Source organism: Asanoa sp. NPDC049475, from assembly GCF_040676915.1.
In the GTDB taxonomy this organism is placed as follows: domain Bacteria; phylum Actinomycetota; class Actinomycetes; order Mycobacteriales; family Micromonosporaceae; genus Asanoa.
Genome location: NZ_JBFAPY010000004.1, coordinates 242,994 through 269,352, shown reverse-complemented (window position 1 = coordinate 269,352; position 26,359 = coordinate 242,994). Strand labels below are relative to the sequence as shown.

General features: G+C 71.4%; 26 protein-coding genes. 17 read left to right on the top strand and 9 right to left on the bottom strand.

Features of this window, described 5'->3' with window-relative positions; translation table 11 throughout:
- Positions 1 to 153: 153 nt before the first annotated feature.
- Genes AB0J88_RS16810 through AB0J88_RS16770 form a run of 9 tightly spaced genes read left to right on the top strand, consistent with a single transcriptional unit; the run spans position 154 to position 8,437 of the window.
- Positions 154 to 663 carry a DUF1707 domain-containing protein gene (locus AB0J88_RS16810; RefSeq protein WP_364343770.1) on the top strand — a complete coding sequence of 170 codons (510 nt, stop codon included), beginning with the start codon at positions 154 to 156 and terminating at the stop codon, positions 661 to 663.
- Positions 664 to 697: 34 nt separating this feature from the next.
- On the top strand, positions 698 to 1,939 hold the full coding sequence (locus AB0J88_RS16805; RefSeq protein ID WP_364343773.1) for a gluconolaconase: 1,242 nt from the start codon (positions 698 to 700) through the stop codon (positions 1,937 to 1,939).
- A 28-nt stretch (positions 1,940 to 1,967) separates the two neighbouring features.
- Positions 1,968 to 2,243 (top strand): DUF6343 family protein, encoded by a 276-nt coding sequence (locus AB0J88_RS16800; RefSeq protein ID WP_364343776.1) that lies wholly within the window; start codon positions 1,968 to 1,970, stop codon positions 2,241 to 2,243.
- Between the two features lie 8 nt (positions 2,244 to 2,251).
- Positions 2,252 to 3,625 carry an NADP-dependent succinic semialdehyde dehydrogenase gene (locus AB0J88_RS16795; protein WP_364343779.1) on the top strand — a complete coding sequence of 458 codons (1,374 nt, stop codon included), beginning with the start codon at positions 2,252 to 2,254 and terminating at the stop codon, positions 3,623 to 3,625.
- A 60-nt stretch (positions 3,626 to 3,685) separates the two neighbouring features.
- Positions 3,686 to 4,273 carry a helix-turn-helix domain-containing protein gene (locus tag AB0J88_RS16790; RefSeq protein ID WP_364343781.1) on the top strand — a complete coding sequence of 196 codons (588 nt, stop codon included), beginning with the start codon at positions 3,686 to 3,688 and terminating at the stop codon, positions 4,271 to 4,273.
- Positions 4,270 to 5,562 (top strand): MFS transporter, encoded by a 1,293-nt coding sequence (locus tag AB0J88_RS16785; protein ID WP_364343784.1) that lies wholly within the window; start codon positions 4,270 to 4,272, stop codon positions 5,560 to 5,562. Before AB0J88_RS16790 ends, AB0J88_RS16785 begins: the two co-directional genes overlap by 4 nt.
- 31 nt (positions 5,563 to 5,593) lie before the next feature.
- A complete protein-coding gene (locus tag AB0J88_RS16780) occupies positions 5,594 to 6,550 on the top strand; it encodes a TIGR03885 family FMN-dependent LLM class oxidoreductase (RefSeq protein WP_364343787.1) in 957 nt (318 codons plus the stop codon).
- A gap of 38 nt (positions 6,551 to 6,588) precedes the next feature.
- The gene (locus AB0J88_RS16775; RefSeq protein ID WP_364343790.1) at positions 6,589 to 8,169 is read left to right on the top strand and encodes a Na+/H+ antiporter; all 1,581 of its coding nucleotides are present in this window, start codon (positions 6,589 to 6,591) and stop codon (positions 8,167 to 8,169) included.
- A gap of 10 nt (positions 8,170 to 8,179) precedes the next feature.
- The gene (locus AB0J88_RS16770) at positions 8,180 to 8,437 is read left to right on the top strand and encodes a UBP-type zinc finger domain-containing protein (protein ID WP_364343793.1); all 258 of its coding nucleotides are present in this window, start codon (positions 8,180 to 8,182) and stop codon (positions 8,435 to 8,437) included.
- Positions 8,438 to 8,606: 169 nt separating this feature from the next.
- Here the strand turns inward: AB0J88_RS16770 and AB0J88_RS16765 are convergent, their stop codons facing one another.
- Positions 8,607 to 9,809: a hypothetical protein gene (locus AB0J88_RS16765; RefSeq protein ID WP_364343796.1), complete on the bottom strand. Its 1,203-nt coding sequence runs from the start codon at positions 9,807 to 9,809 to the stop codon at positions 8,607 to 8,609.
- A gap of 133 nt (positions 9,810 to 9,942) precedes the next feature.
- On the opposite strand from AB0J88_RS16765, the gene AB0J88_RS16760 reads away from it, so the two are divergent.
- Positions 9,943 to 11,370: an Nramp family divalent metal transporter gene (locus AB0J88_RS16760; protein WP_364343799.1), complete on the top strand. Its 1,428-nt coding sequence runs from the start codon at positions 9,943 to 9,945 to the stop codon at positions 11,368 to 11,370.
- A 69-nt stretch (positions 11,371 to 11,439) separates the two neighbouring features.
- Complete coding sequence (locus AB0J88_RS16755; RefSeq protein ID WP_364343802.1) at positions 11,440 to 11,997, top strand: hypothetical protein; 558 nt, start codon at positions 11,440 to 11,442, stop codon at positions 11,995 to 11,997.
- Here AB0J88_RS16755 and AB0J88_RS16750 read toward each other — a convergent pair.
- Both AB0J88_RS16750 and AB0J88_RS16745 read right to left on the bottom strand, forming a co-directional pair.
- On the bottom strand, positions 11,963 to 13,381 hold the full coding sequence (locus AB0J88_RS16750; protein ID WP_364343805.1) for a DUF2252 domain-containing protein: 1,419 nt from the start codon (positions 13,379 to 13,381) through the stop codon (positions 11,963 to 11,965). The genes AB0J88_RS16755 and AB0J88_RS16750 overlap by 35 nt on opposite strands.
- Complete coding sequence (locus tag AB0J88_RS16745; RefSeq protein ID WP_364343808.1) at positions 13,363 to 13,968, bottom strand: hypothetical protein; 606 nt, start codon at positions 13,966 to 13,968, stop codon at positions 13,363 to 13,365. The genes AB0J88_RS16750 and AB0J88_RS16745 overlap by 19 nt, the downstream gene beginning before the upstream one ends.
- A 117-nt stretch (positions 13,969 to 14,085) precedes the next feature.
- Between AB0J88_RS16745 and AB0J88_RS16740 the strand changes: the two genes are divergently transcribed.
- Positions 14,086 to 15,666: an MFS transporter gene (locus AB0J88_RS16740; protein WP_364343811.1), complete on the top strand. Its 1,581-nt coding sequence runs from the start codon at positions 14,086 to 14,088 to the stop codon at positions 15,664 to 15,666.
- Here the strand turns inward: AB0J88_RS16740 and AB0J88_RS16735 are convergent.
- Positions 15,652 to 16,947 carry a hypothetical protein gene (locus AB0J88_RS16735; protein ID WP_364343814.1) on the bottom strand — a complete coding sequence of 432 codons (1,296 nt, stop codon included), beginning with the start codon at positions 16,945 to 16,947 and terminating at the stop codon, positions 15,652 to 15,654. The genes AB0J88_RS16740 and AB0J88_RS16735 overlap by 15 nt on opposite strands.
- Positions 16,944 to 17,672, bottom strand: coding sequence for a protein phosphatase 2C domain-containing protein (locus AB0J88_RS16730; protein WP_364343817.1), 729 nt, complete (start codon positions 17,670 to 17,672; stop codon positions 16,944 to 16,946). Before AB0J88_RS16730 ends, AB0J88_RS16735 begins: the two co-directional genes overlap by 4 nt.
- A 147-nt stretch (positions 17,673 to 17,819) precedes the next feature.
- Between AB0J88_RS16730 and AB0J88_RS16725 the strand changes: the two genes are divergently transcribed.
- Both AB0J88_RS16725 and AB0J88_RS16720 read left to right on the top strand, forming a co-directional pair.
- Positions 17,820 to 18,728: a zinc metalloprotease gene (locus tag AB0J88_RS16725; RefSeq protein ID WP_364343820.1), complete on the top strand. Its 909-nt coding sequence runs from the start codon at positions 17,820 to 17,822 to the stop codon at positions 18,726 to 18,728.
- Positions 18,725 to 19,051 carry a hypothetical protein gene (locus AB0J88_RS16720; RefSeq protein WP_364343823.1) on the top strand — a complete coding sequence of 109 codons (327 nt, stop codon included), beginning with the start codon at positions 18,725 to 18,727 and terminating at the stop codon, positions 19,049 to 19,051. Before AB0J88_RS16725 ends, AB0J88_RS16720 begins: the two co-directional genes overlap by 4 nt.
- Here the strand turns inward: AB0J88_RS16720 and AB0J88_RS16715 are convergent.
- The 4 genes from AB0J88_RS16715 to AB0J88_RS16700 form a co-directional block, all read right to left on the bottom strand.
- The gene (locus AB0J88_RS16715; RefSeq protein WP_364343826.1) at positions 19,048 to 19,986 is read right to left on the bottom strand and encodes a TerC/Alx family metal homeostasis membrane protein; all 939 of its coding nucleotides are present in this window, start codon (positions 19,984 to 19,986) and stop codon (positions 19,048 to 19,050) included. The two genes, AB0J88_RS16720 and AB0J88_RS16715, sit on opposite strands and share 4 nt — an antisense overlap.
- A 42-nt stretch (positions 19,987 to 20,028) precedes the next feature.
- Entirely contained in the window at positions 20,029 to 20,883 is an 855-nt protein-coding gene (locus tag AB0J88_RS16710) for a DUF3459 domain-containing protein (RefSeq protein ID WP_364343829.1), read from the bottom strand.
- A gap of 1 nt (position 20,884) precedes the next feature.
- Positions 20,885 to 22,999 carry a glycogen debranching protein GlgX gene (gene glgX / locus AB0J88_RS16705; RefSeq protein WP_364343832.1) on the bottom strand — a complete coding sequence of 705 codons (2,115 nt, stop codon included), beginning with the start codon at positions 22,997 to 22,999 and terminating at the stop codon, positions 20,885 to 20,887.
- 75 nt (positions 23,000 to 23,074) lie between these two features.
- Complete coding sequence (locus tag AB0J88_RS16700) at positions 23,075 to 23,875, bottom strand: SigB/SigF/SigG family RNA polymerase sigma factor (protein ID WP_364343835.1); 801 nt, start codon at positions 23,873 to 23,875, stop codon at positions 23,075 to 23,077.
- 188 nt (positions 23,876 to 24,063) lie between these two features.
- Between AB0J88_RS16700 and AB0J88_RS16695 the strand changes: the two genes are divergently transcribed.
- From AB0J88_RS16695 to pucL, 3 genes are read left to right on the top strand one after another with little or no spacing between them, the layout of a single operon-like run.
- Positions 24,064 to 24,627 (top strand): nucleotidyltransferase family protein, encoded by a 564-nt coding sequence (locus tag AB0J88_RS16695; protein ID WP_364343838.1) that lies wholly within the window; start codon positions 24,064 to 24,066, stop codon positions 24,625 to 24,627.
- A 24-nt stretch (positions 24,628 to 24,651) separates the two neighbouring features.
- Positions 24,652 to 25,497, top strand: coding sequence for a 2-oxo-4-hydroxy-4-carboxy-5-ureidoimidazoline decarboxylase (uraD, locus tag AB0J88_RS16690; protein WP_364737932.1), 846 nt, complete (start codon positions 24,652 to 24,654; stop codon positions 25,495 to 25,497).
- 4 nt (positions 25,498 to 25,501) lie between these two features.
- Positions 25,502 to 26,359, top strand: a complete 858-nt coding sequence (gene pucL / locus AB0J88_RS16685; RefSeq protein WP_364343841.1) for a factor-independent urate hydroxylase — start codon at positions 25,502 to 25,504, stop codon at positions 26,357 to 26,359.

Sequence of the window (26,359 nt, the reverse complement as noted above, 5' to 3'; positions counted from 1 at the left end):
GACCCGGCCGGCGTACCGCGTGGGGAGTATTGCCGCCACATGCGCCACATCCGTCTACTCCCTGCGTAGTAGCGGGATAGCCGTCACAGGCCGCAGGCAATCGGTCGCGGAAAGGAGCAGTCTTGTAGAAGGTCGACATGAGCGGAGGGAGCCATGACCACGCCAACAGGCCCGCGGCTACGAGCCTCGGACGCCGAACGCGAACAGATCGCGACCATCCTGCGCGCCGCCATGACCGAGGGGCGGCTCAACCTCGACGAGGGCGAGAAGCGGCTGGCCGCGGCATATGGCGCGACGTACCGCGACGAGCTCGGCCCGCTGACCGCGGACCTGCCCGACGGTGGCCGCGCGGCCCTCGCGCGTACGCCCGAGGCGCAGGAACAGGCGAAGGCCGAGATGAAGATGTTCGTGCGTCGCCGGGCGGGCATCCTCGCCGCCATCGGGGTGCTCTTCGCCGCGTTGTTCATCGCCAACGGCGCGCTGTTCTTCCCCGTCTTCCCGTTGATCGTCCTGCTGTTCTTCCTGCACTGGGCCAGTTGGGGGAGGCGTGCGTACTACGCGCGCTCGAACCGTGGTGACTGGTACTCGCGGGGCGACGTGCAGGGTCGTGGCGACTGGCGGGGGCGGCGCGACTGGTACGGGCACGGCAGATACGGGCATTGACCGGCATCGGGGTCCGGCCGGGTAGGTTGCAACCATGCGCCCGGCCGGACCCCTAGCCCTGCTCGCACTGCTGGCCACCCTGGTGGCCGGCTGCACCCAGGACCCGGCGCCGCCAGAGGTGGCGCCGACCGGCACCGTCTCGCCCGGCACGGGGTTGGCCCCGGTGCCGATCGCCGGCACCGAGCACTCGGTGAACCTGCCCGAGGGCTGGACCGCGTCCGTGTACGCGCGGGTGCCCAAGGCCCGCTTCCTGCTCGCGCTGCCTGACGGCGCGGTGCTCGTCTCCCGCCCCGACGCCGGTCGGGTGATGCGCATCCCGCCGGGTGGTGGCGAGCCGACCACCTTCCTCTCCGGCCTCGACCGCCCGCACGACCTGGTGCTCGCCACCGTCGGCGGGCGGCAGTGGATCTACGTGGCCGCGGTCGACCGGGTGGTCCGTTATCCGCTGGCGGCCACGGCCGGTGCCCCCGAGGTGATCGTCGACGGCCTGCCCGACGAGAGCCTTCCGGAGCTCGGCGGCAAGTACGGGCACGTCCTCAAGAACATCGCGCTGGACGGCGACACCCTCTACGTCTCGATCGCGTCGACCTGCAACGCCTGCGCCTCCGACACGGTCAGCGACCCGATCCGCGGCTCGGTCTACCGCTGGGACGCCGCCGGCCACAACACCGGGAAAGCCTTGGTGGCAAAGGGTTTGCGCAACGCCGAGGGGCTGGCCATCGCGCCCGGCACGCACGACCTCTGGGTCGTGGTCAACAACCGCGACAACATCATCGACCCGGCCACCGGCCGCAAGGACACCGCGTACGTCGACAACCACCCGCCGGAGGAGTTCATCAAGATCAAGCAGGGTGGCTTCTACGGTTGGCCGTTCTGCAACCCGGACCCGTCGGGCGGGCTGCGCGACATGCCCTTCCAACGCGACTACGAGCTCAACCGCGGCGGCGAGGCCGCGGACTGCGGGGCAGCGACCCCGGTCGACGTCGGCATCCAGGCCCACTCGGCGCCGCTCGGGCTGACCTTCGTGCCGTCGTTGGGTGCGGTGATCGCCCTGCACGGTTCCTGGAACCGCAGCCAGCCGACCGGCTACAAGGTGATCAACTTTCCGTGGGTCGACGGCCGCCCGGGCGACCAGCACGACCTGGCCACCGGCTTCCTCGGCGCCGAGTCGCCGTGGGCGCGGCCGGTCGACATCGCCCTCCTCGCCGACGGCTCGCTGCTGGTCAGCGACGACTTCGGTGGCAACGTGTTCCGCTTTACGCCGCCACCGGGTTAGCCGGGTCAGGGACGGGTAGTCGTCCCGTATGACCGGAAACCGTCCCGGAGGTCAGCCGCGCGGCGCGCGGGGCACTGTCGGGCACCCGTACTCGGCGTTGAACCTCCGCTTGGTCCTCGCCGTCTTCGGTCTGGTCGTCTTCGCCGTGCTGACCTGGCTCGCCGCCCGGGCCGACCTGCTGGTGCTCTCCGTGCTCTGCGGCGTGGTCGTGCTGACCGCGGCCGTCGACCTGGTGGTCATCCAGCGCCGCCGCCGGGCGCGCCACCGCGCCGAGCCGGGAGTGCACCACTCGCTCTTCGAATAGGAGACGCCATGCCCATCGCCACGACCAACCCCGCGACCGGCGAGATGCTCAAGACGTTCGAGCCGATGGGTGAGAAGCAGATCGAGCAGATCCTCGCCAACGCCGCGGAGGCGGTCGCGGCGCTGCGGGCCGCCACCTTCGACCAGCGGGCCGCCTGGATGCGCGAAGCCGCGCTGCTGCTGGAGAACGAGCAGATCGAGGTCGCCCGGCTCGTCACCCTCGAGATGGGCAAGCCGGTGCTGGAGGCCAAGGCCGAGGTCGCGAAGTGCGCGTCGGCCTGCCGCTACTACGCCGCCCACGCCGAGGCCATGCTCGCCGACGTGCCCGCCGATGCGCGCGCGGTCGGCGCCTCCCGGGCGTACACCCGTTATGAGCCGCTCGGTCCGGTCCTGGCCGTGATGCCGTGGAACTTCCCGCTCTGGCAGGTGATGCGGTTCGCCGCGCCGGCGCTGATGGCCGGCAACCCCGGGCTGCTCAAGCACGCGTCGAACGTGCCGCAGACCGCGCTCTGGCTGGAGGAGCTGTTCGCCCGGGCGGGTTTCCCGACGGGTGCGTTCCAGACGCTGCTGGTCGGCTCCGACGCGATCGAGAACATCCTGTTGGACCATCGGGTACGCGCCGCGACGCTGACCGGCAGCGCGCCGGCCGGTCGTTCGGTCGCCGCGATCGCCGGGCGGGCGCTCAAGAAGACCGTGCTGGAGCTCGGTGGCAGCGATCCGTTCGTGGTGATGCCGTCGGCCGACCTCGACCGGGCGGTGACCACGGCGGTGAAGGCCCGGTGCCAGAACGGCGGCCAGTCGTGCATCGCGGCGAAGCGGTTCATCGTGCACGGCGACGTCTACGACGCGTTCGCGCGTTCGTTCACGGACCGGATGGCTTCTTTGACGGTCGGCGACCCGCTCGACCACGGCACCGACATCGGCCCGCTCGCGACCGAGCAGGTGCGCGACGACGTGGTCGCGCAGGTTTCCGACGCGGTCGCCCGCGGTGCCACGGTGCTGACCGGCGGGCGGGCGCCGGACCGGCCGGGCTGGTACTACCCGCCGACGGTGGTCACCGATCTGACCGGCGACATGCGGATGTACGAGGAGGAGGTCTTCGGCCCGGTCGCCGGCCTCTACCGGGTCGAGTCCGTGGACGAGGCGTTGGAGCTGGCCAACGGCACGTCGTACGGGTTGGGGAGCAACGCCTGGACCAACGACCCGGCGGAGCAGGAGCGGTGGGTCGCCGGTCTCGACGCGGGTCAGGTCTTCGTCAACGGCATGACCACGTCGCATCCACAACTGCCGTTCGGTGGCGTCCGGGAGTCGGGCTACGGGCGGGAGCTGGCCGACCTGGGCATCCGTGAGTTCTGCAACGCGAAGACGGTGTGGGTGGGCTGACCCGACGCATCGCAGAATTTTGTTTGCAGAATTATCTCTGTAGTTGGTACGGTCCGTCACATGGCGGATCGCATCATCACCGAGGTCGATGAGCTGAAGGCGGTGACGCACCCGTTGCGGGTGCGGATGCTGGGCGCGCTGCGGGCCGACGGACCGGCCACAGCGACCGAGCTGGCCCGGCGCTTCGACACAGACACGGGCACCACCAGCTACCACCTGCGCAAGCTGGCCCGTTACGGGTTCGTCGAGGAGGCCGAGCAGCGCGACGGGCGGGAGCGGCGCTGGCAGGCCAGCCATGCCACCACGTCGTGGGACACCGGTTCACTGGCGAAGACGGCCGAGGGCCGCGCCGCGGTGTCGCTCATGCGCCGGCACCAGCTCGCGGCGCTCGAACGCGCGGTCTCCGCCTACGAGGTGGCAGAGGCCGACCTGCCGCCGGAATGGGTGGCGGCCGCCGGGATGAGCGACCTGCGCGCCCGGCTGTCGGCACGTTCGCTGCACGAGCTGGAGCGACGGATCATCGAGCTGATCGACGAGCACGCGGCGGCCGACGCTTCCGACCCGGACGCGCGGACGGTGCTGCTGCACTTCGGCGGCTTCCCGCGGATCGACCCGGCGGGCTGGGCCGACGTGGCGGACGAGTCATGACCGGCCGCGGCGCCGAACGGCGCTACGCGCTGCTGGTCTTTCTCTTCTGGCTGCCGACGGGCCTCTACCTGGCGACCAAGATCCTGCTCATGCTGGAGCGCGGCCTGGGCGTCGCGGCCATCGGCACGGTCGTGCTCGTCTTCTCGGTGACGACGGCGGCGCTCGAGCTGCCGACGGGCGGGCTGGCCGACGTGATCGGCCGGCGCACCGTGCTGGCCGCGTCGGCGGTGGCCAGCTTCGCTGGCCTGGCCCTGCTGGCGGTGGCCGACGGCTTTTGGCTGTTCGCCGCGTCGGCGGTGCTGCGCGGCATCGCGCGGGCGCTGTCCAGCGGACCCGACGAGGCGTGGTTCGTCGACACGATGCACGCCGTCGAAGGTCCGGACGCGTCGCTGCCCCGGGGCCTGGCCCGGGGCGAGGCCGCGTCGTCCGTCGGTCTGGGCATCGGCACGCTGGTCGGCGGCGCGCTCCCGCTGGCGGTGGGCGCGGTCCTCTGGCTGCCGGCGTTGGCGGTCCCGGTGGCGATCGCGGCGTTGGTCGAGCTGGCCCGCCTGGCGGTCACGGTGTTCGGCATGCCGGAGCCGCCACGGCCCCGGACCACGGTCGGCGCGGTGCTGCGGGGCGTACCGGCGACGGTGGCGGCGGGCCTCCGGCTCGGCCTGCGCGACGGGGTGCTGGCCCGGCTGCTGCTGGCCGGGGCCGGAGTCGGCGTGGCGCTGTCCGCGATCGAGTTGCTGACGCCGGGCTGGCTGGCCGGCCTGGTCGGCGACCCGGAGCGGGGTGCGTCCACCTACGCGGTCGTCGCGGCGGCCGGCTTCGCCGCGAGCGCGGCGGGCAGCCTGCTCGGCCCGTGGGTGCAGCGCCGCCTCGGTTCGGCGGTCAGGGCCGGCGTCGCGGGCCTCGCCCTCGGCGCGGCGGCGCTGGTCGGGGTCGCGTTCGCCGGTCCGGGCCTGCACGAAGCGTCGGTCGGCGTGCCCGTGGTCGCGGCGGCCTACCTGCTGCTGTTCGTCGGCCTCGGCGTGACGGCGGCCCCGCAGGCGACCCTGCTGCACACCCGGGTCCTGCCCACCGAACGAGCGACAGTGATCTCCGTGCAGTCGCTGGCGCTGCAGGCTGCGGGCGCGCTCGGCTCGGTCTGCTTCGGCGCACTCGCGACGGCCCGCGGTGCCGCCTTCGCCTTCGGCACGGCAGGGGTCGCCCTCGCTGCCGCCGCCGTCGTGGTGGCCCGGATCCGCGTCACCGACCCGGCTCCAGCCCCCGTCCCCGAGCCGGCACCGGTGGGGGTCGTGTAGCGACCGGCGTCGGCGGGTAGTTACCGACCGCATGACGGTCTATGGCTGGCACGCCTCCCACGAGCAGGTTCACCCACGCGCGCTTCTCGACGCCGCACGAGCGGCCGAGGAGGCCGGGTTCGGCGCGGCGATGTGCTCCGATCACTTCTCGCCGTGGAGTGCTCGCCAAGGTGAGTCCGGGTTCGCCTGGTCCTGGCTCGGCGCCGCGTTGCAGGCCACCGACCTCACGTTCGGCGTCGTCAACGCGCCGGGGCAGCGCTACCACCCCGCGATCATCGCCCAGGCGATCGGGACGTTGGCGGCGATGTACCCGGGCCGCTTCTGGGCCGCCCTCGGCACCGGCGAGGCCAGCAACGAGCACATCACCGGCGGCGGGTGGCCGCGCAAGGACCTGCGCGCCGCCCGGCTGCGCGAGTGCGTCGACGTCATCAGGGCGCTCCTCGCCGGTGAGGAGGTCAGCCACGACGGGCTCGTCACCGTCGACCGGGCGCGGCTCTGGACCCGGCCGACCGAGCCGCCCGCCCTCGTCGGTGCCGCTGTCAGCGTCGAGACCGCCCGCTGGTGTGCCGACTGGGCCGACGGGCTGATCACGGTCAACGCGCCGCACGACCATCTGCGCAGGATGGTCGCCGCTTACCGGGACGCGGGCGGGCGCGGGCCGGTCTGCCTTCAGGCGCACCTGAGCTGGGCCGGCAGCGACGAGGAGGCGGAGCACATCGCCTACGAGCAGTGGCGCTCCAACGTGTTCCCGCCGCCGGTCTGCTGGGACCTCGAGCTCACCGACCACTTCGACGCCGTCTCGGAGGACGTGCCGATGGCCACGGTCGCCAGGATCGTCGACATCTCCGCCGACCTTGGCTGGCACGCGGCCAGGCTGCGCTCGTACGCGGAGATCGGTTTTGACCGGATCTATCTGCATCACGTGGGTCAGGAGCAGACCGCGTTCATCGAGGCGTTCGGCGCGAAGGTGCTGCCACAGCTGGACTGACTGGTCGCGGCCCGCCGCGCCCACATAGCATTCCGCGCATGGAAGGGCTGAACGAGATCGTCATCCTGCTGGCGGTCGCCGTCTTCGGCGCGGCGCTGGCGCGCAAGATCGGGTTTCTCTCGCCGATCGTCCTGATGATCCTCGGCCTCGCCCTGTCGTTCCTGCCGGGATTCCCGACCTTCCACCTCGAACCCGAGTTCGTGCTGATCGGCGTCCTGCCACCACTGCTGTACGTCGCCGCGCTGCAGACCTCGGTGCCGGCTTTCCGGTTCAACCTGCGGCCGATCCTGCTGCTCGGCGTCGGGCTCGTGATCTTCACGGCCCTGGCGGTCGGCTTCGTGGTGCACCTGATCCTGCCGCAGGCACCGTTCGCGATCTGCGTGGCGCTCGGCGCGGTGGTGGCCCCGCCGGACGCCGTCTCGGCAACGGCCATCGCGCGAAGGATCGGCCTCCCACGACGGGTCGTCACGATCCTCGAGGGCGAGAGCCTGATCAACGACGCCACCGCGCTGGTGCTGCTCCGGGTAGCCACCGCCGCCGCGACCGGTGGTGCCGTCGGCTTCGGCGAGGTCGGCGAGCAGATCCTCATCTCCGCGGGCGGCGGCATCGCGATCGGCATCGCCGGCGCCATGATCTTCGGTTTCCTGCACAAGCGCATCAAGGACCCGCTGCTCGACAACGCGCTCTCGCTGCTCACCCCGTGGGCGGTCGTGCTGCCCTCCGAGGCCATCCACGCCTCCGGCGTCGTCGCGGTGGTGGTCACGGGCCTGGCACTCGGGCACCGCATGCCGACCCTGATGGGTGCGGGCTCGCGGTTGCAGATGGACGCGTTCTGGCGCCTCGTCCGCTTCCTGCTCGAAGGCCTGGTGTTCCTGCTGGTCGGCCTCCAGCTGCGCACGGTCATCGACGACATCAGCACCCCCTGGGGCACCGTGATCGGGGCGACGTTCGCGGTCATCGGCACGCTGATCGTGACCCGCTACGTCTGGGTGCTGCCCGGCGGCTGGATTCCCCGGCTGTCGGCCCGGATCCGCAGCCGCGAAGGCACGTTCACCTGGCAACACCCGGTGATCATCGGCTGGGCCGGCATGCGCGGGGTGGTCACCCTGGCGGCCGCCCTGGCCCTGCCCAGCGTCGGCACCGGCGAGGGCGAGGCCCTCTATCCGCGTGACGTGTTCATCTTCATCGCGTTCGCCGTGATCCTCTTCACGCTCCTGGTGTTCGGCCTGACCCTGCCGACCTTCTCGCGCAAGCTCGGCCTGCCGCCCGAGGACCCGACGAAGGACTTCCTGGCCGAGGCGGCGGTGCAGCAGGCCGCGACCAGGGCCGCCAAGGAGCGGCTGGAGGCCAACTCGGAGGGCGCACCCCAGTCGGTGGTCAAGCGGCTGCGCCAGCAGGTGGTCGACCGCACCAACACCGCGTGGGAACGGCTGGGCGGAGACGGGCGGGAGACCCCGTCGGCGGCGTACGGTCGACTCCGGCAAGAGATGATCGACGCCGAGCGCGAGGTGTTCCGGACGGCCCGTGACGAGGGTCGCATTCCGGAAGAGGTGCTCAACCGCGCCTACCGCGATCTCGACCTCGAGGAATCCCTGCTCACCCGCCGCGAAGAAGACTGATGGGGGACGAATGACCTGCGACGACATCACCTTGGCCGATTCGCCGGATCCGCAGACCACCGAGGGCTGCCAGGACTGCCTGGCCGCGGGCGAACACGACTGGGTGCACCTGCGCCTCTGCGAGACCTGCGGCCACGTGGGCTGCTGCGACTCGTCACCGAACCGCCACGCCACGGCCCACTTCAAGGAGACCTCCCACCCGGTGATCAAGTCGTTCCAGCCGGGCGAGAACTGGAAGTGGTGCTTCGTCCACGAGACGCTTGGCTAAACAGCAAGATCAAGAGCTAGATCATGACTCGGGTCCGCGGTGGTGCGGACCGTTCCTCCCGCGAGGGATCGCTCCGCTTCGCTGCGCTTGCCAGGTCCGTCGTTGGTCGCGCGGACGCACATGGGATGGCATGTGGATACATGCCATCCCATGTTTGCTTCGCTGGTCGTCAGTCCGCTGCGGCCGCCTCGGTTGTGCCTGTGGCTGGGTCGCCGGGATCCGTGGGAAGTGTCGGTAGGTCGTCGAAGAACGGGTCGTACCACGTCGGTAGCGGCGGGATCGTCGGCACCGGCGGGATCGTCGGTAGCGGTGGGTCCGTCGGGATCGGTGGCACCGTCGGGATCGGCGGGACCGTGGGCACCGGCGGCACGGTGGGCGGTGGGGTCCAGGCGGGCTCGCCGTAGGTTTTCGGGCGGGCGTGGTAGAGGTTGCCGTCCTCCGCCACGAAGGCGATGTCGTGGGTCCCTCGCACGAAGGTGCCGCCCTCGACCGAGGCGCCGCCTGACGCCTCGAAGCGGGCCGTTCCGCTCGCCGCCCGGCTGATCGCGTCCTTCATGAAGTCGTCGCCCGACCGCCCCGCGTCCGTCGTGTAGACCCAGAGCCGCTCGTGGTCCTGCACCATCAGCCGCGTGCGGTCGTCCGAGATGCTGGCCGACGAGATGTTGTCGACGCCGCGGCCGAAGCGGCCGATCCGGGTCAGTCTCGCCTCGCCCGAGGTGCCGGACGGCAGGTCGACCCGGTAGACCGGCGTGCCGCTGGTCTTGGCGAACACGTAGAAGTGGCCGTCGAGCCAGAGCAGCGCCTCAGAGTTGTACGTGCGGCACCCCGGCTTCGTGTTGTCCGGGAACCGCAGGGTGTAGGACGCCACCACGTCCAGCGGCCCCGAACCGCCCGGTGCCGGCTCGGCCACCCGGAGCAGCCGCTGCTGGTCCTTGCAGTTGTTGGCACCCAGCTGACCGATCCACAGCGCACCGGCGTCGTCGACGGTCAGGTCCTCCCAGTCGAGGTTCTTCGCGCCTGTGACCGCGTACGACGGGAAAAGCTCGTCGCCCCGCACCGCCTCCGGCATGCCGCCCGCCGAGATCCGCATGCCCCAGATCGCGTCGCGCGGCTTGCCGGGCTTGCTGGAACCGCCGTCGCGCAGCCAGTAGTACATGCCCGGGTAGGTCTTGCTCGCGATCAGCCCGGACGCCTCCGACGCCGGCAGCTTCACCCCGAGGGGCGGCATCCGGCCCGGGAAGATCGGCGCCTCCGTGGCCTTCTCGGGAGCCGGGTCGGCGTTCGCACCCGTGCCGCCGACGGTGACCCCGTACCAGCCCGCCAGCGAGGCCGCCGCCAGGGCCGCGACGCTCCACAGTGATCGTCTGCGCACCTGAGCCTCCTCGTAAGCGAGCCGGTCTCTCCTATTCGTAACATAAAGGACAGTCCGGACGATGAGGACTCTACGGGTTTGACGTCTGTCGATATGGGGAAGGAGGGCCGCCATTCTGCCCCGGGAGGCTTCCATGACCCAGACAGCCGCTGATCGTTTCCGCAGCCGGCACGTGCAGCACGAGGTCAAAGTCCGCGACATGCCCGAAGCGCCACGGTCACACTGGCGGATCATCGGGCCGGGGGTGATCGCCGCCGGCGTCGGGCTGGCCTCGGGCGAGTTCATCCTCTTCCCGTACATCGCCTCGCAGGTGGGTCTGGTCTTCCTGTGGGCGGCGGCCGTCGGCCTGATCACCCAGTGGTTCCTCAACATGGAGATCGAGCGCTACACGCTGGCGACCGGCGAGACGGCGCTGACCGGGTTCTCGCGCACCTGGCGGCACTGGGGTCTGGTCTTCGCGATCCTGACCTACTTCGCCAACCTCTGGCCCGGCTGGGCGACGAGCTCCGCCACGATGCTGACCTACATCTTCGGCGGCGAGCCGCGCTGGGTCGCGGTCGGCATGCTCGCGCTCATCGGCGTGACGCTGACCCTGGCCCCGGTGATCTACACCGTCCTCGAACGGGTCGAGTTCCTCAAGGTCGGCCTGGTCCTCCTCTTCATCGTGATCGCGCTGATCTTCGCGGTGACCAGCGACGCCTGGTCGGCGCTCGGGCACGACGTGGTGCGACCGGAGTTTCCGACCGAGCTCGGTTTCGCGCTGATGCTCTCCGCGCTGGTCTTCGCCGGCGCCGGCGGCGGCCAGAACCTCGTGCAGTCCAACTGGATCCGGGACAAGGGCTTCGGGATGGGCGCGTACGTGCCGCGCCTGGTCAGCCCGATCACCGGCAAGGAGGAGGCCGCACCGGACTCGGCCGGCTTCGTCTTCGAGGACAACGACGCCAACCTGGCCCGCTGGAAGCAGTGGTGGAAGCTGGCCAACAAGGAGCAGCTCTACACCTTCGTGCTGATCACGATCGTGACCATCACGCTGATGTCGCTGCTGTCCTACTCGACCGTCTTCGGCGTGCCCGGCCTGGCCAACAGCGTCAGCTTCCTCGAGGTCGAGGGGGAGCGGCTCAAGGAGCTCGTCGGCGAGTGGTTCGGCGTCCTGTTCTGGGCGATCGGCGCGATCTCCCTGTTCGCCGCCGCGATGGGCATCGTCGACTACACGAGCCGGCTGGCCGCTGACGTGCTCAAGGTCAGCTACCTGCGCCGGGTCTCGGAGAGCCGCATCTACTTCGCGCTGGTCTGGGGCCTGGTCCTGATCGGCGTGCTGGTGCTGGTCGGCGGCTTCGACCAGCCCCTGGTGCTGCTGGTCATCTCCGCCTGCGTCGGCGGCCTGATGATGTTCCTCTACTCGGGCCTGCTCCTGCTGATCAACAAGAAGTTCCTGCCGGAACGCGTACGCCCGCGCGGCATCCGCGTCCTGGCCCTGATCTGGGGCGTCCTCCTCTTCGGCGTCTTCTCCGTGCTGACCATCAAGGAACAGGGAGCCAAGCTGCTCGACTGGCTGGGGTGAACTCCCTACGGGAGCCGCGGGGGATCTTCCCGATGTCCTCTAGGGCGGTGAGCTTGGAAGTCTTCGGTCATGACCACCACGACCAGGCTCACCGCCCTCGCGGCGCCGTTGCTCATGTTGTTCTACGGGATCATGCGGTACGTCGACGGGCTCGACGGTGACCGCGGCAACGGGATCGCCTGGGACGTCGGGCACACCGCGTTCTTCGTCGCCTTCGTGCTCTTCGCCGTGCTCGCGGTCAGCCTCCACCGGGTCGTGCCGGTGCCCGAGCGCTGGCAGCGCCACCTGCGTGACGGAGCGCTGGCCGCCGCACTCGTCGGTGCCGCCGCGTTCCTGTGGGTCACGCTCACCGACCTGGTGCCGGCGATCCCGACCGGGCTGCCGGAGTGGGCCATGGTCGCGCTGCCGGCGCTGTTCCAGGTCGGCATGCTGACGCTGCTCGGTCAGCTCGTGGCCGCGCGGCGGCTGCCGATCTGGAGCCCGCTGGTCATGCTGTTCGGCTTCATGCTGATCGTGGTCAACCTCGACCTGCTGCCGTTCGCCTCGGTCGTGATCCTCGCCGGGCTGTCGCCGCTCGCCCGCAGGGAGCCGGTCAGTTCGGGCTCACCCCGACCAGTTGGTCCTTGACGTGGTCGCGGAAGGCCACGTAGTCCCGCTCGTTCTGGTCCGCGTAGTCCTCCGCGTACGTCACGATCGCCTTGTCGAAGCGGTCCGACCCACCCAGGTAGGCGCCGATCGCGACCGGGTCGCCCGACCGCGCGTGGGCGCGGGCCAGGGTCCAGCCGCACATGCGGGCGTACAGCGCCAGACCCTCCGGGCGCATCCGCTCGATCGGCGCCGAGAACTTCCAGTCGCGCAACTGGCGCACGTAGAAGTCCCGGGTCGCGCCGTCGGGAGCCTGGACCCGGGTCCAGCCCAGGAAGATGTCGCTGAGTGCCTGCATCAGGTGCTGGCCCGCGACCACCCGCTCGCCCTGGTTGCGGTAGCGGCTGGCACCGGCGTACCGCGCGAGCACCGACTTCTGGGCCTCCTTGGCCTGCAGGAACAGCGGCTCGCCCTCGCCGGTCTCGAGCAGCACGATCCACGCGCGCGTGCCGACGCTGCCGACGCCGACCACCTTGCGGGCGACCTGGACCAGCTCGAACTCGCCCAGCAGGTGCCGGCGGTCGGTCGGCAGGCTGCGCTGGTACGACTGGATCACGCTGCCGATCAGCTGGTAGATGACGTCGGCTTCCAGCCCGCTGAACACGTCCTCGATCGGCACGATGGTCGGCGGCTGGCTGATGATCCGCCGGCGGCCGTCGACCACCGTGGTCAGCTTCTCCAGCGCCTGGCGGCTGTCCTTGCCCCGCGCCTTGGCCAACACCGAGGTCGCCTCGCTGTACGCCTTCGGCCGGATCTGGTCGCGGAACCGCCCGATGGTCGACTCGACGTCGAGGTGCGCGTACCAGACCGCCAGGCGGCCCTGTTCGGCGAAGGTGCGGATGTTCTTTCGGTACGCCTCGACGCCGGACCGGACGATCTCCTTGCGCTGCTTGCGTTTGAAGCCGTTGTCCCGGGCCGCGACCGCCAGGCTGGCCGACAGCCGTTTGACGTCCCACTCGAACGGCCCCGGCAGCGTCTCGTCGAAGTCGTTGCAGTCGAAGACCAGCCGCCGCTCGGGTGAGGCGAACGCGCCGAAGTTCGACAGGTGCGCGTCACCGCAGAGCTGCACGTCCAGCCCCGAGCGCGGGCCTTCGGCCAGGTCGGCGGCCATCGGCAGGGCGGCGCCGCGGAAGTAGGTGAACGGGGAGACCGCCATCCGGGCGTGCCGGACCGGCACGAGCTCCGGCACGCGCGACGCGGCCTGGCCCATCAGCAGCCCGATCGGGTCGCGGTGACTCTCGACCCCGGTCGCCGCGTGTGCGTCCAGCGGCACCTCGTTGCGGACCGCCTTGCCGGCGGCGACGCGTTCGGCTCGCCCCCGGTGGGCGTGACCGTTGCCGGCGGCGTTCACGGCGTCGCGATCCACGGCGTGTGCAGGTCGTAGTACCTGGTATCGCGGACCTGCAGCCGCCGCACCTCGGCCATCTCCTCCGCCAGCTTCGGCGGAAGCGGTTTGCGCTCACCCGCGCGGGCCTCTTGCTCGTTGGTGAAGTAGACGGCCATCGTGTACTCGCCCTCGCCGTACGAGCAGCCGATCGTGCCGAGCACCTCGGGCCGGAACTTGGCCCATTCCTCGGAGTCGCCCAGCAACAGGGTCAACGCGCGGTCGCGGTCGCTGCCCTGGCCCTGGACGATCTGCACGAACCCGGCCTTGGTCGGGTCGCCGCGGTGGTCGGCGACGGCGTCGTCGGCGTCGTGGAACTGGACGTCGCCGTCGAAGAGCTTCGACGTGCGCTGCCACCACTCGTCCTGCTCCGGCCGTTCGCTGTTCCGCTGGGCCGAGTTGAGGTCGGTGAAGCACGCGAGGCCGATGAACTCGCCCTCGTCGGTCACCCCACTCGTCGACTTGATCCAGCCCTGGGCGCTGGGCCCGATATCCCGGACCCACTGGTCGAGAGCCGCTTTCACCTGCCCGGGGTCGCGCACGTGACCCTGGATGATCTGGACGAACATCACGAGCCTCCTTGCCGGGACGAGGGGGACACTCACCTTCAAACCTACGTCGGTCCAGGGTGCAATACGGCAAATCGACCGTATGGGGTAAATGTCCCGATTAGTATCACGGCGGTGATGTCCGCACCCCCTGACCGGACCGCCGCGCCCTCCGCGCCGGCCCGGGCCGGCCTGGTGCTGACCGCGCTGATCCTGGTGGCCGCGGTGGCCAACCTCAACCTGTCGGTGGCCAACGTCGCGCTGCCCGACATCGGCCGGGCGTTCGACTCCTCGCAGACGCGGCTCGACCTGATCGCGATCGGCTACTCGCTCGGGCTCGCCGCGTCGGTGCTCTATCTCGGCGCGCTCGGCGACCGGCACGGCCGCAAGATGATGCTGCTGATCGGCGTCGCGCTGGCGATTCCGATCAGCGTGCTGGCCGCCTGGTCGCCGTCGGACATCGTGCTGATCGTCGCCCGGATCCTCGGTGGCGTCTCCGCCGGCATGGCCTACCCGACCACGCTCGCCCTGATCACCGCGCTGTGGTCCGGCCCCGGACGGACGAAGGCGATCGCGCTCTGGTCCGGCGTCGGCGGTGCGATCGCCGCGCTGGGACCGACTATCGCCGGCGCCGTCCTGGAGGCCTTCTGGTGGGGATCCGTCTTCCTGGTCACCCTGCCGCTGGCCGCGGTCGCGCTGGTGCTGGCCTTCCTGCTGGTGCCCGGGCACGTCAACGAGGGCGGCGGGCGGGTCGACAACCTCGGCGGCGTGCTGTCCATCCTGCTGGTCGGTGCGCTGGTGCTGTCGATCAACGACGCCGCGGTGCCGGGGGCGGGGAAGCGGGCGATCGTCCTGGGTGCCATCGCGGTGGCCGCGGCGGTGCTGTTCATCCTGCGTCAGCGCACGGCCGCCAACCCGCTCTACGACCTGCACTACGCCGGGCGGCGCCTGTTCTGGGTCGCGGCCTGCGCCGGGATCATCGTGTTCGGCTCGCTGATGGGCGCGATGTTCGTGGGCCAGCAGTTCCTGCAGAACGTGCTGGACTACTCGACGCTCAAGGCCGGCCTGTCGATCCTGCCGGCCGCCGCGCTGATGGTGCTGGTCGCGCCCCGGTCGGCGGTGCTGGTGCGGCGTAAGGGCTCCCGGCTCACGCTGCTGCTCGGCTATCTGTTCTGCCTGCTCGGCTTCGTCGCGATGCTGCTGCTGTGGAAGGAGGACATCGCGTTCTGGCGGGTGGCGCTGGCGTACGGGCTGATCGGCATCGGGGTCGGGTTGGCCGGCACACCCGCGTCGCACTCACTGACGAGCTCGGTGCCGGTGCGCCGGGCCGGCATGGCCTCGGGCACCGCCGACCTCCAGCGCGACCTCGGTGGCGCGGTGCTCCAGTCGGTGTTCGGCGCGCTGCTCACCGCCGGCTACGCGTCCGCGTTCGCCAACGAGCTCGCCGGCGCCCCGGCCTCCCTGCAGCCGGAGATCGACGCGACCCAGACCGAGCTCGAGAACTCGTTCGCCAGCGCCGTCGACACCGCGCAGCGCTATCCGCAGTACGCGGAGCGGATCATCGCCGCCGCCCGGTCGGCGTTCCTGGACGGAGACCGGTGGACCTACGCCGCGGGCGCCGGCGCCATCGCGATCGGGGCACTGCTGGTGTCCTTCGCCTTCCCGAAGCACGAACGGGAGCAGGAGCTGCTCCGCGAGTACGCGTCAGCCGACCGCTAGCGGCGCCGGTGCCGTGCCGGCCGGCCGGCGCCGGGCGACCAGCAGCGCCGCGGTCACGAGGCCCACCAGCCACATCGGGGCGTACGTGGCGGCCAGCTCGACCCGGCTGGGTTCGCCGGCCTCGTCGTTGACCAGCGCGCCGAACTGGGTGATCAGGCTGATCAGCGGCGGCAGGGTCAGCACCAGGGTGACCAGGCCACACAGGGCGCCGGCCGCGGACGTGCGGCCCAGCGCGGCGGCGAGGGTGAAGGCGGCCAACGGCACACCGAAGCTGGCGAAGGCGATGCCGTCGGTGCGCGACGTGCCGACCAGCAGGGTGAGCAGCGAGACCACGACGAGCCCGGCCGCGTCCCAGGGCACGGTGGGGCGGCGCCGCACCAGCAACACGCCGGCGATGGCGGCGACCACGCCGAGCAGCGGAACGAAGTCGTGCGTCCAGACGATGCCCATGTTGCGGCCGCTGGCCGTGAACAGGGCGCCCGTGGCCCCGGCGCAGGTCAGTGCGAAGCGCGCCGCGTCGGCTCCAGCGACCCGGCCGCTCCAGCCGACCAGCCACCAGGTCATCCCGAGCCAGACGGCGAGCGTACCCAGCGCCAGGAGGACGACCACCGCCGTCGGCGACTGGGCGGCGGCACGGTCGGCGTACTGCATGTGGAAGACGGCACCGACGACGGCGCCCACCAGCGCGATCCCGCTGACCGCGGCGAGACCCGGCGTCCGGCCGCGCTCGGCCGGCCTGATGACGATCGCGGCCGCCGTGGCGAGCACCAGCGCCAGGACGTCGGCCCAGCCCAACTGGCGCAGCTCGGGCAGTCTCGGCAGGAGATCGGGCGCGACCGCGAGGTTCACCAGCAGACCGGCGGTCAACGCCGCGACCGGCCACGGGTCCCCGCCGGCCGGCGAGGTGGGCAGCACTGCCACGGCGACGGCGCCGAGCACTACGCCGCCGACGAGGGCCGCGAGGGGGCGGACCAACGGGTGCAGCTCGCCGAAGGCGGAGTCCACGTCCAGCGGTGCGTACGCGGCCAGCAGGCCCGCGACGAGCAGCCCCGCCGCCACGATCGGCCAGCCGCGGGCCCGGCCGCGGACCCGCGCGGCCGCGGCGACGCCGACGACGAGGAGGACGATGGCGCCGGTGGCGGAGACGACCCTGGTCACGCCCTTGGCGTCACCCGCGACCGGGAAGCTTTCGAGGCCGTACAGCAACACCTCGCCGATCGGCCCGAAGACCACCGCGCCCACCGCGAGGGCCGCCAGTGTCACCAGCACGCGGCGGATCATGGCGTTTCCTCCAGATCGGCGACGATCACCGTGATGTTGTCGGGGCCGCCGGCCCGCCGGGCCAGGTCGATCAGCCGGGCCGCGCAGGCCGCCCGCTCCGGGTGGGTGCGCAGCACGTCCGAGATCGTATCCTCGCGCACCACATTGGACAGGCCGTCGCTGCACAGCAGCCAGCGGTCGCCGGTGCGCGGCGCGAGGGTGGTGAAGGCCGGCTGGACCGGGTCGCCCTGGAGCGCCTGCGTGACCACCGCGCGGCGGGGGTGTACGTGGGCCTCGTCCGGGGTGATCACGCCCTCGTCGACCAGCATCTGCACGAACGTGTCGTCCTTGGTCATCTGCTGGGTGTGGCCGTCGCGGTGCAGGTAGGCCCGCGAGTCGCCGACGTGGGCCAGCGCCACGGCGCTGTTGTCGGGCGTGAACAGCAGTGCGGTCAGGGTCGTGCCCATGCCGTCGCGGGTCGGGTCCTCGGCCACCGCGGCCCGGATCCGGTCGCCGGCCGCGTCGATCACCTCGCGCATCGCGTCGACGAGCTCCGACGCGGGATGGTCGGCGTCGGCGGCCACGACCGCCTCGATGGTGATGGCGCTCGCGAGGTCGCCGGCGGCCATGCCACCCATCCCGTCCGCGACGGCGAGCAACCGGGCGCCCGCGTACACCGCGTCCTGGTTGGCTCGCCGGACCAGGCCGCGGTCGGTGAGCGCGACGGACCGCAGCAGAAGCGTCATGGCAGGCAGGATGCCAGGATGTGCGCCGGTTGTCTCTAGTAGATCACCTTCTCGGCCATCCGGTTCGCGCCGACCGGCCATCCGGAGGTACCGCGAAGAGTCCAAGATCAGATAGTGCGGGCCGCGAAAGGCCGGAAGAATGACGCGATGGCATTCGACGGAGGGCGGCTCGCGCCCGGCGCGGCGCGCGACTGGTGCGGCACGATGCCGGTGCACCGCCGGCTGTTGGACAGCGACCCGGGCTATGCCCGAGCTCGCGAGGAGATCGAGACCTACACCTTCGGGTCCGCCCGCGAGGAGCCGCCGCCGCTGGGCCTGGTGACCATCCCGACCATCGTGCACGTGGTCTGGTCGCAGGCCGCCCAGAACGTCGGCGACGACCAGGTGGCCAGCCAGCTGGAGGCGCTCAACCGCGACTTCCGCAAGCGCAACGCCGACCTGTCGGTGCTGCCGCCGGTCTGGGTGCCGCTGGCGGCCGACGCCGACATCGAGTTCGTGCTGGCCGACGTGACCCGCACGCGCACCGACCGGGCGACCTTCGACACCGACGACGGCGTCAAGTCGACGCGCACCGGCGGCGTCGACGCCGTGTCCACCGACACCCATCTCAACCTGTGGGTGTGCCAGCTCGGCGGCGGCCTGCTCGGCTACGCGCAGTTCCCGGGCGGCCCGACGGAGACCGACGGGGTCGTGGTCACCCACACGGCGTTCGGCTTGTCAGGCACCGCGACGGCGCCGTTCGACCTCGGCCGCACCCTGACCCACGAGGTCGGCCACTGGCTCAACCTGCGCCACATCTGGGGCGACGACGGAGACGGCTGCGGCGGCGACGACTTCGTGGCCGACACCCCCAACCAGGCGGGTCCCAACTACGGCCGGCCCACCTATCCGAAGGTGTCCTGCGACAACGCGCCGCACGGCGACATGTTCGTCAACTACATGGACTACACCGACGACGCCGCCATGGTCATGTTCACGCTGGGCCAGGCGGCCCGGATGGCGGCCGCGCTGCGCGGCCCACGCTCGGGCCTGCTGGCGGCGGCGGCCACGTCGTGACGCCACCGCCCGCGGCCCTGTTCCGGCGGTGGGTGCACGTGCGGGAGGAAGACGCGGCCGGCGTACGCGTCTACCGCCCGGCCGACCGCCCACTGCCCCCGGCCCGCGGCCGTTCCGGCATCGAGTTCCGCTCCGACGGCACGTTCGCCGACCTGCGCCCCGGCCCGACCGACGCACCCGTGGCATCGGTCGGCCGCTGGACCTTGCCCGCCGCCGGCCGGATCGCCCTGGCCTACCCACCGGGCGCCCGATCGGCCGGCGCACCTACGGGCTACGAGATCGTCGAGGTCACCCCAGACCTCCTCCGCCTGCGCCCGATCTAGGCACGGCGGTTGCGGACGGCGCTGGCTACGACCGCGATCGCCAGGACGCCGATGATGGCCGTCAGGGACGGGCCGACGCCGATTTCGGGGGCGGCCACGTGTGAGCCGCGGAGGGCTTCGAAGACCAGCTTCACGCCGATGAAGCCCAGGATCACCGCGAGCGCTACCGGGAGGTAGACGACGCGTTCCAGCAGGCCGCCCACCACGTAGTAGAGCTGGCGCAGGCCGAGCATCGCGAACGCGTTGGCCGTGACGATCACGAAGGCGCTCTGGGTCAGGCCGAACGCGGCCGGCAGCGAGTCCAGCGCGAACACCAGGTTGGCCAGGCCGATCGCGGCGATCACAAGGGGGATCGGGGTGAGCACCCGGCGGGCGTCGACCGTCGTGGTGAAGCGGCGGCCCGCGTACACGTCGGTGGCCGGGATCAGGCGCGACAGCAGCGCGATGCCCGGCGGCTTCTCCTCCTCGCCGTCCTTGTCGCGCAGCGAGCCGAGCAGCCGCACCGCCGTGTAGACCAGGAACGCGCCGAACAGGTAGAAGAGCCAGTTGAAGGCGTGCACCGCGGCGCTGCCGGCGGCGATGAACACGATGCGCAGCGCCAGTGAGATCAGGATGCCGACCGTCAGGACCTCTTCGACCGCCCCGGGCGGCACCGCGAACCGGCCGATGATCAGCATGAAGACGAAGAGGTTGTCGGCGCTGAGGCTGTACTCGGTCACGTAGGTGGCGACGAACTGCTCGGCCGTCTCCCGGCCCAGCCAGAAACCGATGACGACGGCGGCGACCAGCGCCAGGCCCACGTAGAGCCCGATCCAGCGGGCGGCGCCGGCCGGTGTGATGGCGTCCTTGCGGCGGGACACCGCGAGCAGGTCGACCGCGAGCAGGGCGACCAGGACGACCGTGGTCAGCACCCAGCCCAGCACCGACACACCCACCACGCGCCTCCCCAGGCCGGAATCCGGCCCTGACCCTAACCCTCAGGGTTGGTCGAAGCGGCAGCAGGCGATCACGGCCGCCGACTCCGGTGGCAGGTCGACGCTGGTGTTCGTGATGCTCACGCCCGACCGGGTGGTGAACAACACGGACTTGGGCACGCCGTGCAGACCGACCCGGGCCGGCGCCACGCCGATGTTCGCCGCCACCACCAGCGCGCCGCGCCGCATGGTGATCACCTCGGCGCCGCGGCGGATCGGGCGGGTCGGCTCCGGACGGGCGGCGGCCAGGTCCGGGTGCGCCCGGCGCAGCGCAGTGAGCTCCCGCAGCGTGGCCGGCGGCAGGTCGTCGGACCGTGACAGCAGCGGGGTCAGCGGCGCCGTGAGCAACAGGGTCGCCGCGACGTCGCGCAGCCCGGTCAGCGTGGCCACCGCACCAGGTGGTGGCGGCGCGAGCGGCAGCACGGGGTCGGGTTCGCCGGTGCGCCACAGCCAGGCGCTGACGCCCTCGAGGGTGCCGAGCACTCCGCCCTCGGCGGGCACGAGGAACCGGTTGGACTCGGCCAGCGTCAGCGGCCGGCCGAGGTGGTCGGAGAGCGCACCGACGGCGGCCGCGAACTCCCCGAGCGGCACGGGCGCGGGCGGGCCGTCCAGGCGCACGCCGTCGAGGGCGAAGCCGGCCAGCCACTGCACCACGTGGTCGACCACGGCGGGGCCGAGGATGCGGTCGCTGGCCAGCCGCAGCGTGACGCCGAGCCCGCGCGCCCGGGCGGCCGTGACGAAGCGGCGCAGCAGGTCGTCGTCCTCCGGCGGCTCGATCTCGACGGTGTCGACGCCGAGGTCGGCCAGCGCGGTCACGGCGGACAGGTCGTCCAGCGCGAAGACGACCCGGCCGGACACCTCACACTTCCCGGTCGAAGACGAGCAGGCTGCGCTCCGCGACGGTGGTCCGGGCGCCGGCGGCGACGGTCAGCGGCGGCTCGTTGGTCTCCGTCGCCGTCCACGCGGCGGTGTCGAAGACGACCTGCCACTTCTCGCCGTACTCGGCCGGCGGGAGGGCGAACGGGAGCGGTTCGTGGTGGCCGTTGAAGCAGAGCAGGAACGAGTCGTCGACCTGGCGCTGCCCGTACCGGCCGCGCTCCTTGATGCCCTCGCCGTTGACGAAGAGGGTGAGCGCGTTGACCTCGCTGTCCCAGTCCGACATCGGGGTGCCGCCCGGGGCGAACCAGGCCATGTCGGCGACCGGCGTGGTCACGTCCCGGCCGGCGACCGGCGCGCCGGTGAAGAAGCGGCGGCGGCGGAAGATCCGGTGTCGCGCCCGGAAGGCGGCCAGCCGGCGGACGAAGGCCAGCAGGGCGTCGTCCACCTCGGCCCAGTCGACCCAGGTGAGCTCGTTGTCCTGGCAGTAGCCGTTGTTGTTGCCGCGCTGCGTGCGCCCGAGCTCGTCGCCGTGGCCGAGCATGGGCACGCCCTGGGAGAGGAACAGGGTGGCGAGGAAGTTGCGCCGCTGCCTGGCCCGCAGCGCGAGCACGCTCTCGTCCGAGGTCGGGCCTTCCACGCCGCAGTTCCACGACCGGTTGTCGGACGAGCCGTCCTGGTCGTCCTCGCCGTTGGCCGCGTTGTGCTTGGCGTTGTAGGACACCAGGTCGGCCAGCGTGAAGCCGTCGTGGCAGGTGACGAAGTTGATGCTGGCGACCGGCCGGCGCCCGTCGTCCTGGTAGAGGTCGGCCGAGCCGCTGATCCGGGTGGCGAACTCGGCCAGCGTGTCCGGTTCGCCGCGCCAGAAGTCGCGCACGGTGTCCCGGAACTTGCCGTTCCACTCCGTCCACAGTGGCGGGAAGTTGCCGACCTGGTAGCCACCGGGCCCGACGTCCCACGGCTCGGCGATCAGCTTGACCGTGCTGACCACCGGGTCCTGCTGCACGACCTCGAAGAACGTGGAGAGCCGGTCGACCTCGTAGAACTCCCGGGCCAGGGTGGCCGCCAGGTCGAAGCGGAACCCGTCGACGTGCATCTCCTGTACCCAGTACCGCAGCGAGTCCATGATCAGTTGCAGCGAGATCGGGCTGCGCACGTTGAGCGAGTTGCCGGTGCCGGTGTAGTCCACGTAGTGGCGCGGGTCCTCGTCGGACAGCCGGTAGTAGCCGAGGTTGTCGAGCCCCTTGAAGCACAGCGTCGGCCCGAGGTGGTTGCCCTCGCCGGTGTGGTTGTAGACGACGTCCAGGATCACCTCGATGCCGGCGGCGTGCAGCGCCCGCACCATGCCCCGGAACTCCTGGACCTGCTGGCCGTGCCGACCCATCGCCGAATACCCGTGGTAAGGGGCGAAGTAGCCGATCGTGTTGTAGCCCCAGTAGTTGCGCAGTCCCCGGTCGGTGAGGTGCTGGTCGTGCACGAACTGCTGCACGGGCATGAGCTCGACGGCGGTGACCCCGAGCGTGGTCAGGTGCTCGATCGACGCCGGATTGGCCAGCCCCGCGTACGTGCCGCGCAGCTCCTCCGGAACGCCGCGGTGCCGGGCGGTCAGCCCCTTGACGTGCGTCTCGTAGATCACGGTGTCGTGGTACGGCGTCCGCGGCGCGCGGTCGTTGCCCCAGTCGAAGTAGGGGTTCACCACGACGGACTTGGGCAGGTACGGCGCGGAGTCGGTGGTCGACATCGCGTCGGGATCGGCCAGGTCGTGCCCGTACACGGCCGGATGCCAGTGGATGTCACCGTCGACGGCTTTGGCGTAGGGGTCGAGCAGCAGCTTGTGCGGGTTGCACCGCAGCCCCTTGGCGGGGTCCCACGGCCCGTAGACGCGGAAGCCGTAGCGCTGGCCCGGCTGGACGCCGGTCAGGAACACGTGCCACACGTACGCGTCGACCTCGGTCAGATCGATCCGCTGCTCGTCACCGGCGGCGTCGAACAGGCACAGCTCGACCGCCTCGGCCACCGCCGAGTACACCGCGAAGTTCGTGCCGACCCCGTCGTACGTAGCACCGAGCGGGTAGCGCCGGCCGGGCCATACCAGCATTACCGCAGACTAGCGGCTTTTAGTCCATTTTGAACCAAAATGGAGCTGGTACGGCCCGGCGCGAGATCAGGTGGATCAGACCGAGTCGCCGAGGTGGCCGCGGAGCTTGGTCAGGGCTCGGGCGAGCAGGCGGGAGACGTGCATCTGGGAGACGCCGATCTGGTCCGCGATCTGCGACTGGGTCAGGTTGCCGTAGAAGCGCAGCGTCAGGATCTTCTGCTCGCGCTCGTCGAGGGTCGCCAGGGCCGGTCCGAGGGCGACGCGCAGCTCGGCCAGCTCGAACGACGTGTCCTCCGAGCCGAGCAGGTCACCCAGCTCGGTGCCGCGCTCGCTGTCACCGGTGGGAGTGGACAGCGACACCGCGTTGTACGCCCGCGCCCCCTCCAGGCCCTCCAGCACCTCTTCTTCGGAGATCTTGAGGTGGGCGGCGATGTCGGTCACCGTCGGCGAGCGGCCCAGCGACTGCAGCAGCGTGCTGTTGGCCTCGGAGATGGCGAGGCGCAGTTCCTGCAACCGGCGCGGCACCCGGATGTCCCAGGTGCGGTCCCGGAAGTGGCGCTTGAGCTCGCCGATGATGGTCGGGATCGCGTAGCCGGCGAAGTCCACGCCGCGTGACGGGTCGAACTTGTCGACCGCCTTGATCAGGCCGACCGCCGCGGTCTGCAGCAGGTCGTCGGTCGGCTCGCCGCGACCGCCGTAGCGGTGCGCCAGGTGGTTGGCCAGCGGGAGCCAGGCCTCGATGGTGCGGTCGCGCAACGCGGCCCGGGACGGATGGTTGGCCGGCAGCGCGGCCAGGGCGGTGAGCAGCTCCGTCGCGCTGTCGTTGAGCGTGCCGGTACGCGTGTCGCCGACCTTCTCCGCGGTCTGCACGGTCATTGGGGGGACCTCCGTTATGTGCAGTGTGCTGATGTTTGCCGTCAGGCATGTACTAACCGTTCGGCACTCACCGTAGCCTGATCGGCCGGCGAAAAGCTAGCCGAAAGGCCGATGTATATAACACGCGAAAGGGGCATATCAGGGTGTAACGTCCAGGCTTTTCCCTCGTACGTCTAAGGTCACATGGCATGACTGCCGGGCTCGTACTCGCCGCCGGAGCCGGCCGGCGCTACGGCGGACCCAAGGCGCTCATCCGCCGCGACGGCCTCCTGCTGGTGGAGCGCGCCGTCGAGAGCGCCCGAAAAGGTGGGCTCGACCCGGTCTACGTCGTCGTCGGCGCGGCCGCCGACCGGGTCCGTGCGGAGGCCGACCTCGGCGACGCGGTGCTGGTCGACAATCCCGACTGGGAGACGGGGATGGGCTCGTCGCTGCGCGCCGGCCTGGCCGCCCTGGCCGGCACCGACGCCGAAGCCGCCGCCGTCCTGCTGGTCGACATGCCCGGCGTGACACCGGCCGCGATCGTGCGGGTCACCGCCGCCGCCGGCCCGGGCACCCTGGCCATGGGCGGCTACGCCGATCGGCGCGGCCATCCGGTCGTGCTGGGCCGTGCGCATTGGGCCGGGGTCGCCGAAACCGCCGCCGGCGACGCGGGCGCCCGCGCCTACCTGCGCGCGCACGGCGCCGAGGTCGCCGTCGTGCCCTGCGGCGACGTCGCCGACGACACCGACCTGGATACGCCGGAGAACCCTTGATCGGGGGCGCCGGCTGGAGTAGTCATTCCGTATCCGTCTTTAAAGGGGGACGTCATCGCCGACGTCGACCGGTTCAACCAACTCACGCCCGCGCAGGCCGAGCGTGAGCTGTTCGCCTGCTGTGCGGTGCCGAGCTGGGCGGAGGCGGTCGCGGCCGGTCGCCCGTACCCCGATCGGGCCGCCCTGCTCGCCGCCGCCGACGCCGCCCTGCGCCGGCTCACCTGGTCCGACGTCTCGCTGGCGATCTCCGCACACCCGCGGATCGGTGAGCGGCCGACGGGCGGCGACCGGGAGTCCAGCTGGTCGCGGCAGGAGCAGTCCGGCGTGGCCTCCGACGCCGACACCCGCACCGCGCTCAAGCGGGCCAACCTCGACTACGAGCGCCGGTTCGACCACGTCTTCCTGATCTTCGCGACAGGCAAGTCGCAGGCCGAGATCCTCGACGCGGTGCGCCACCGGCTCGGCAACGACGACGAGACCGAGCATCGCGTGGTCCAGGAGGAGCTGCGCAAGATCGCGTTGCTGCGGCTGGAGCGGCTGGTCACCGACGCGACCGCGCCCCTGTCCACCCACGTGCTCGACCTCGGTCGCGGCAAGCCCGCCGCGGGCGTCGCGGTCAGGCTCGAGCGGGGCGCGCAAACGCTGGCCAAGGGGCGCACCGACGACGACGGCCGGCTCCGGGAATGGGTGCCGGCCGAGGGCTGGGCCGCCGGCGACTACCGGCTGGTCTTCGACGTCGCCGGCTACCTCGACGACCCGACGTTCTTCCCCGAGGTCGTCATCGGCTTCCGGGTCAGCGAGCCCGGCGAGCACCACCACGTGCCGCTGCTGCTCAACCGGCACGGCTACACGACCTACCGGGGGAGCTGAGCCGATGGCGATCACCCTGGGCGACAACCGGTACGGCAAGGCCGAGGTCCGCCTCGTCCGGGTGGTCCGCGACGGCCCGCGGCACGACCTGCGGGACCTGACCGTCAGCGTGGCGCTGGCCGGCGACCTGGCCGCCGCGCACAGCGGCGACAACAGCGGCGTCCTGCCCACCGACACCCAGAAGAACACGGTGTACGCGTTCGCGAAGCGCTACGGGGTCGGCGAGCCCGAGGCGTTCGGCCTGCTGCTGGCCCGGCACTTCGTCGACACCCAGCCGAGCATCCACCGGGCGCGGGTCGACCTGGTCGAGCACCCGTGGTCGCGCCTCGGCCCGCACTCGTTCTCCCGCGACGGCGGCGAGACCCGGCTGGCGAGCGTCACCGTGACCGCCGACGCGTCCCACGTGGTCAGCGGGCTGTCCGGCCTCGTCCTGCTGAACACCACCGACTCCGAGTTCCACGGGTACGTGCGCGACGGCTACACCACGTTGCCGGAGACCACGGACCGGATCCTGGCGACCGAGGTGGCCGCCCGGTGGCGCTGGGCCTCGATCGGCGACGGTCCGTCGTGGGGTGCCTCGTTCGACGGCGTACGCGAGGCGCTGGTCGCCGCGTTCGTCGACACCTACAGCTACTCGTTGCAACAGACCCTCTACGCGATGGGCAGCCGCGCGCTCGAGCGGCAGCCGGAGATCGCCGAGCTCCGGCTGACCCTGCCGAACAGGCACCATTTCCTGGTCGACCTGGCGCCGTTCGGGCTCGACAACGACAACGAGGTGTACGTCGCCACCGACCGCCCGTACGGGCTGATCGAGGGCACCGTGCTGCGCGACGACGCGCCGCCGGCGCCGGAAGCGTGGTGA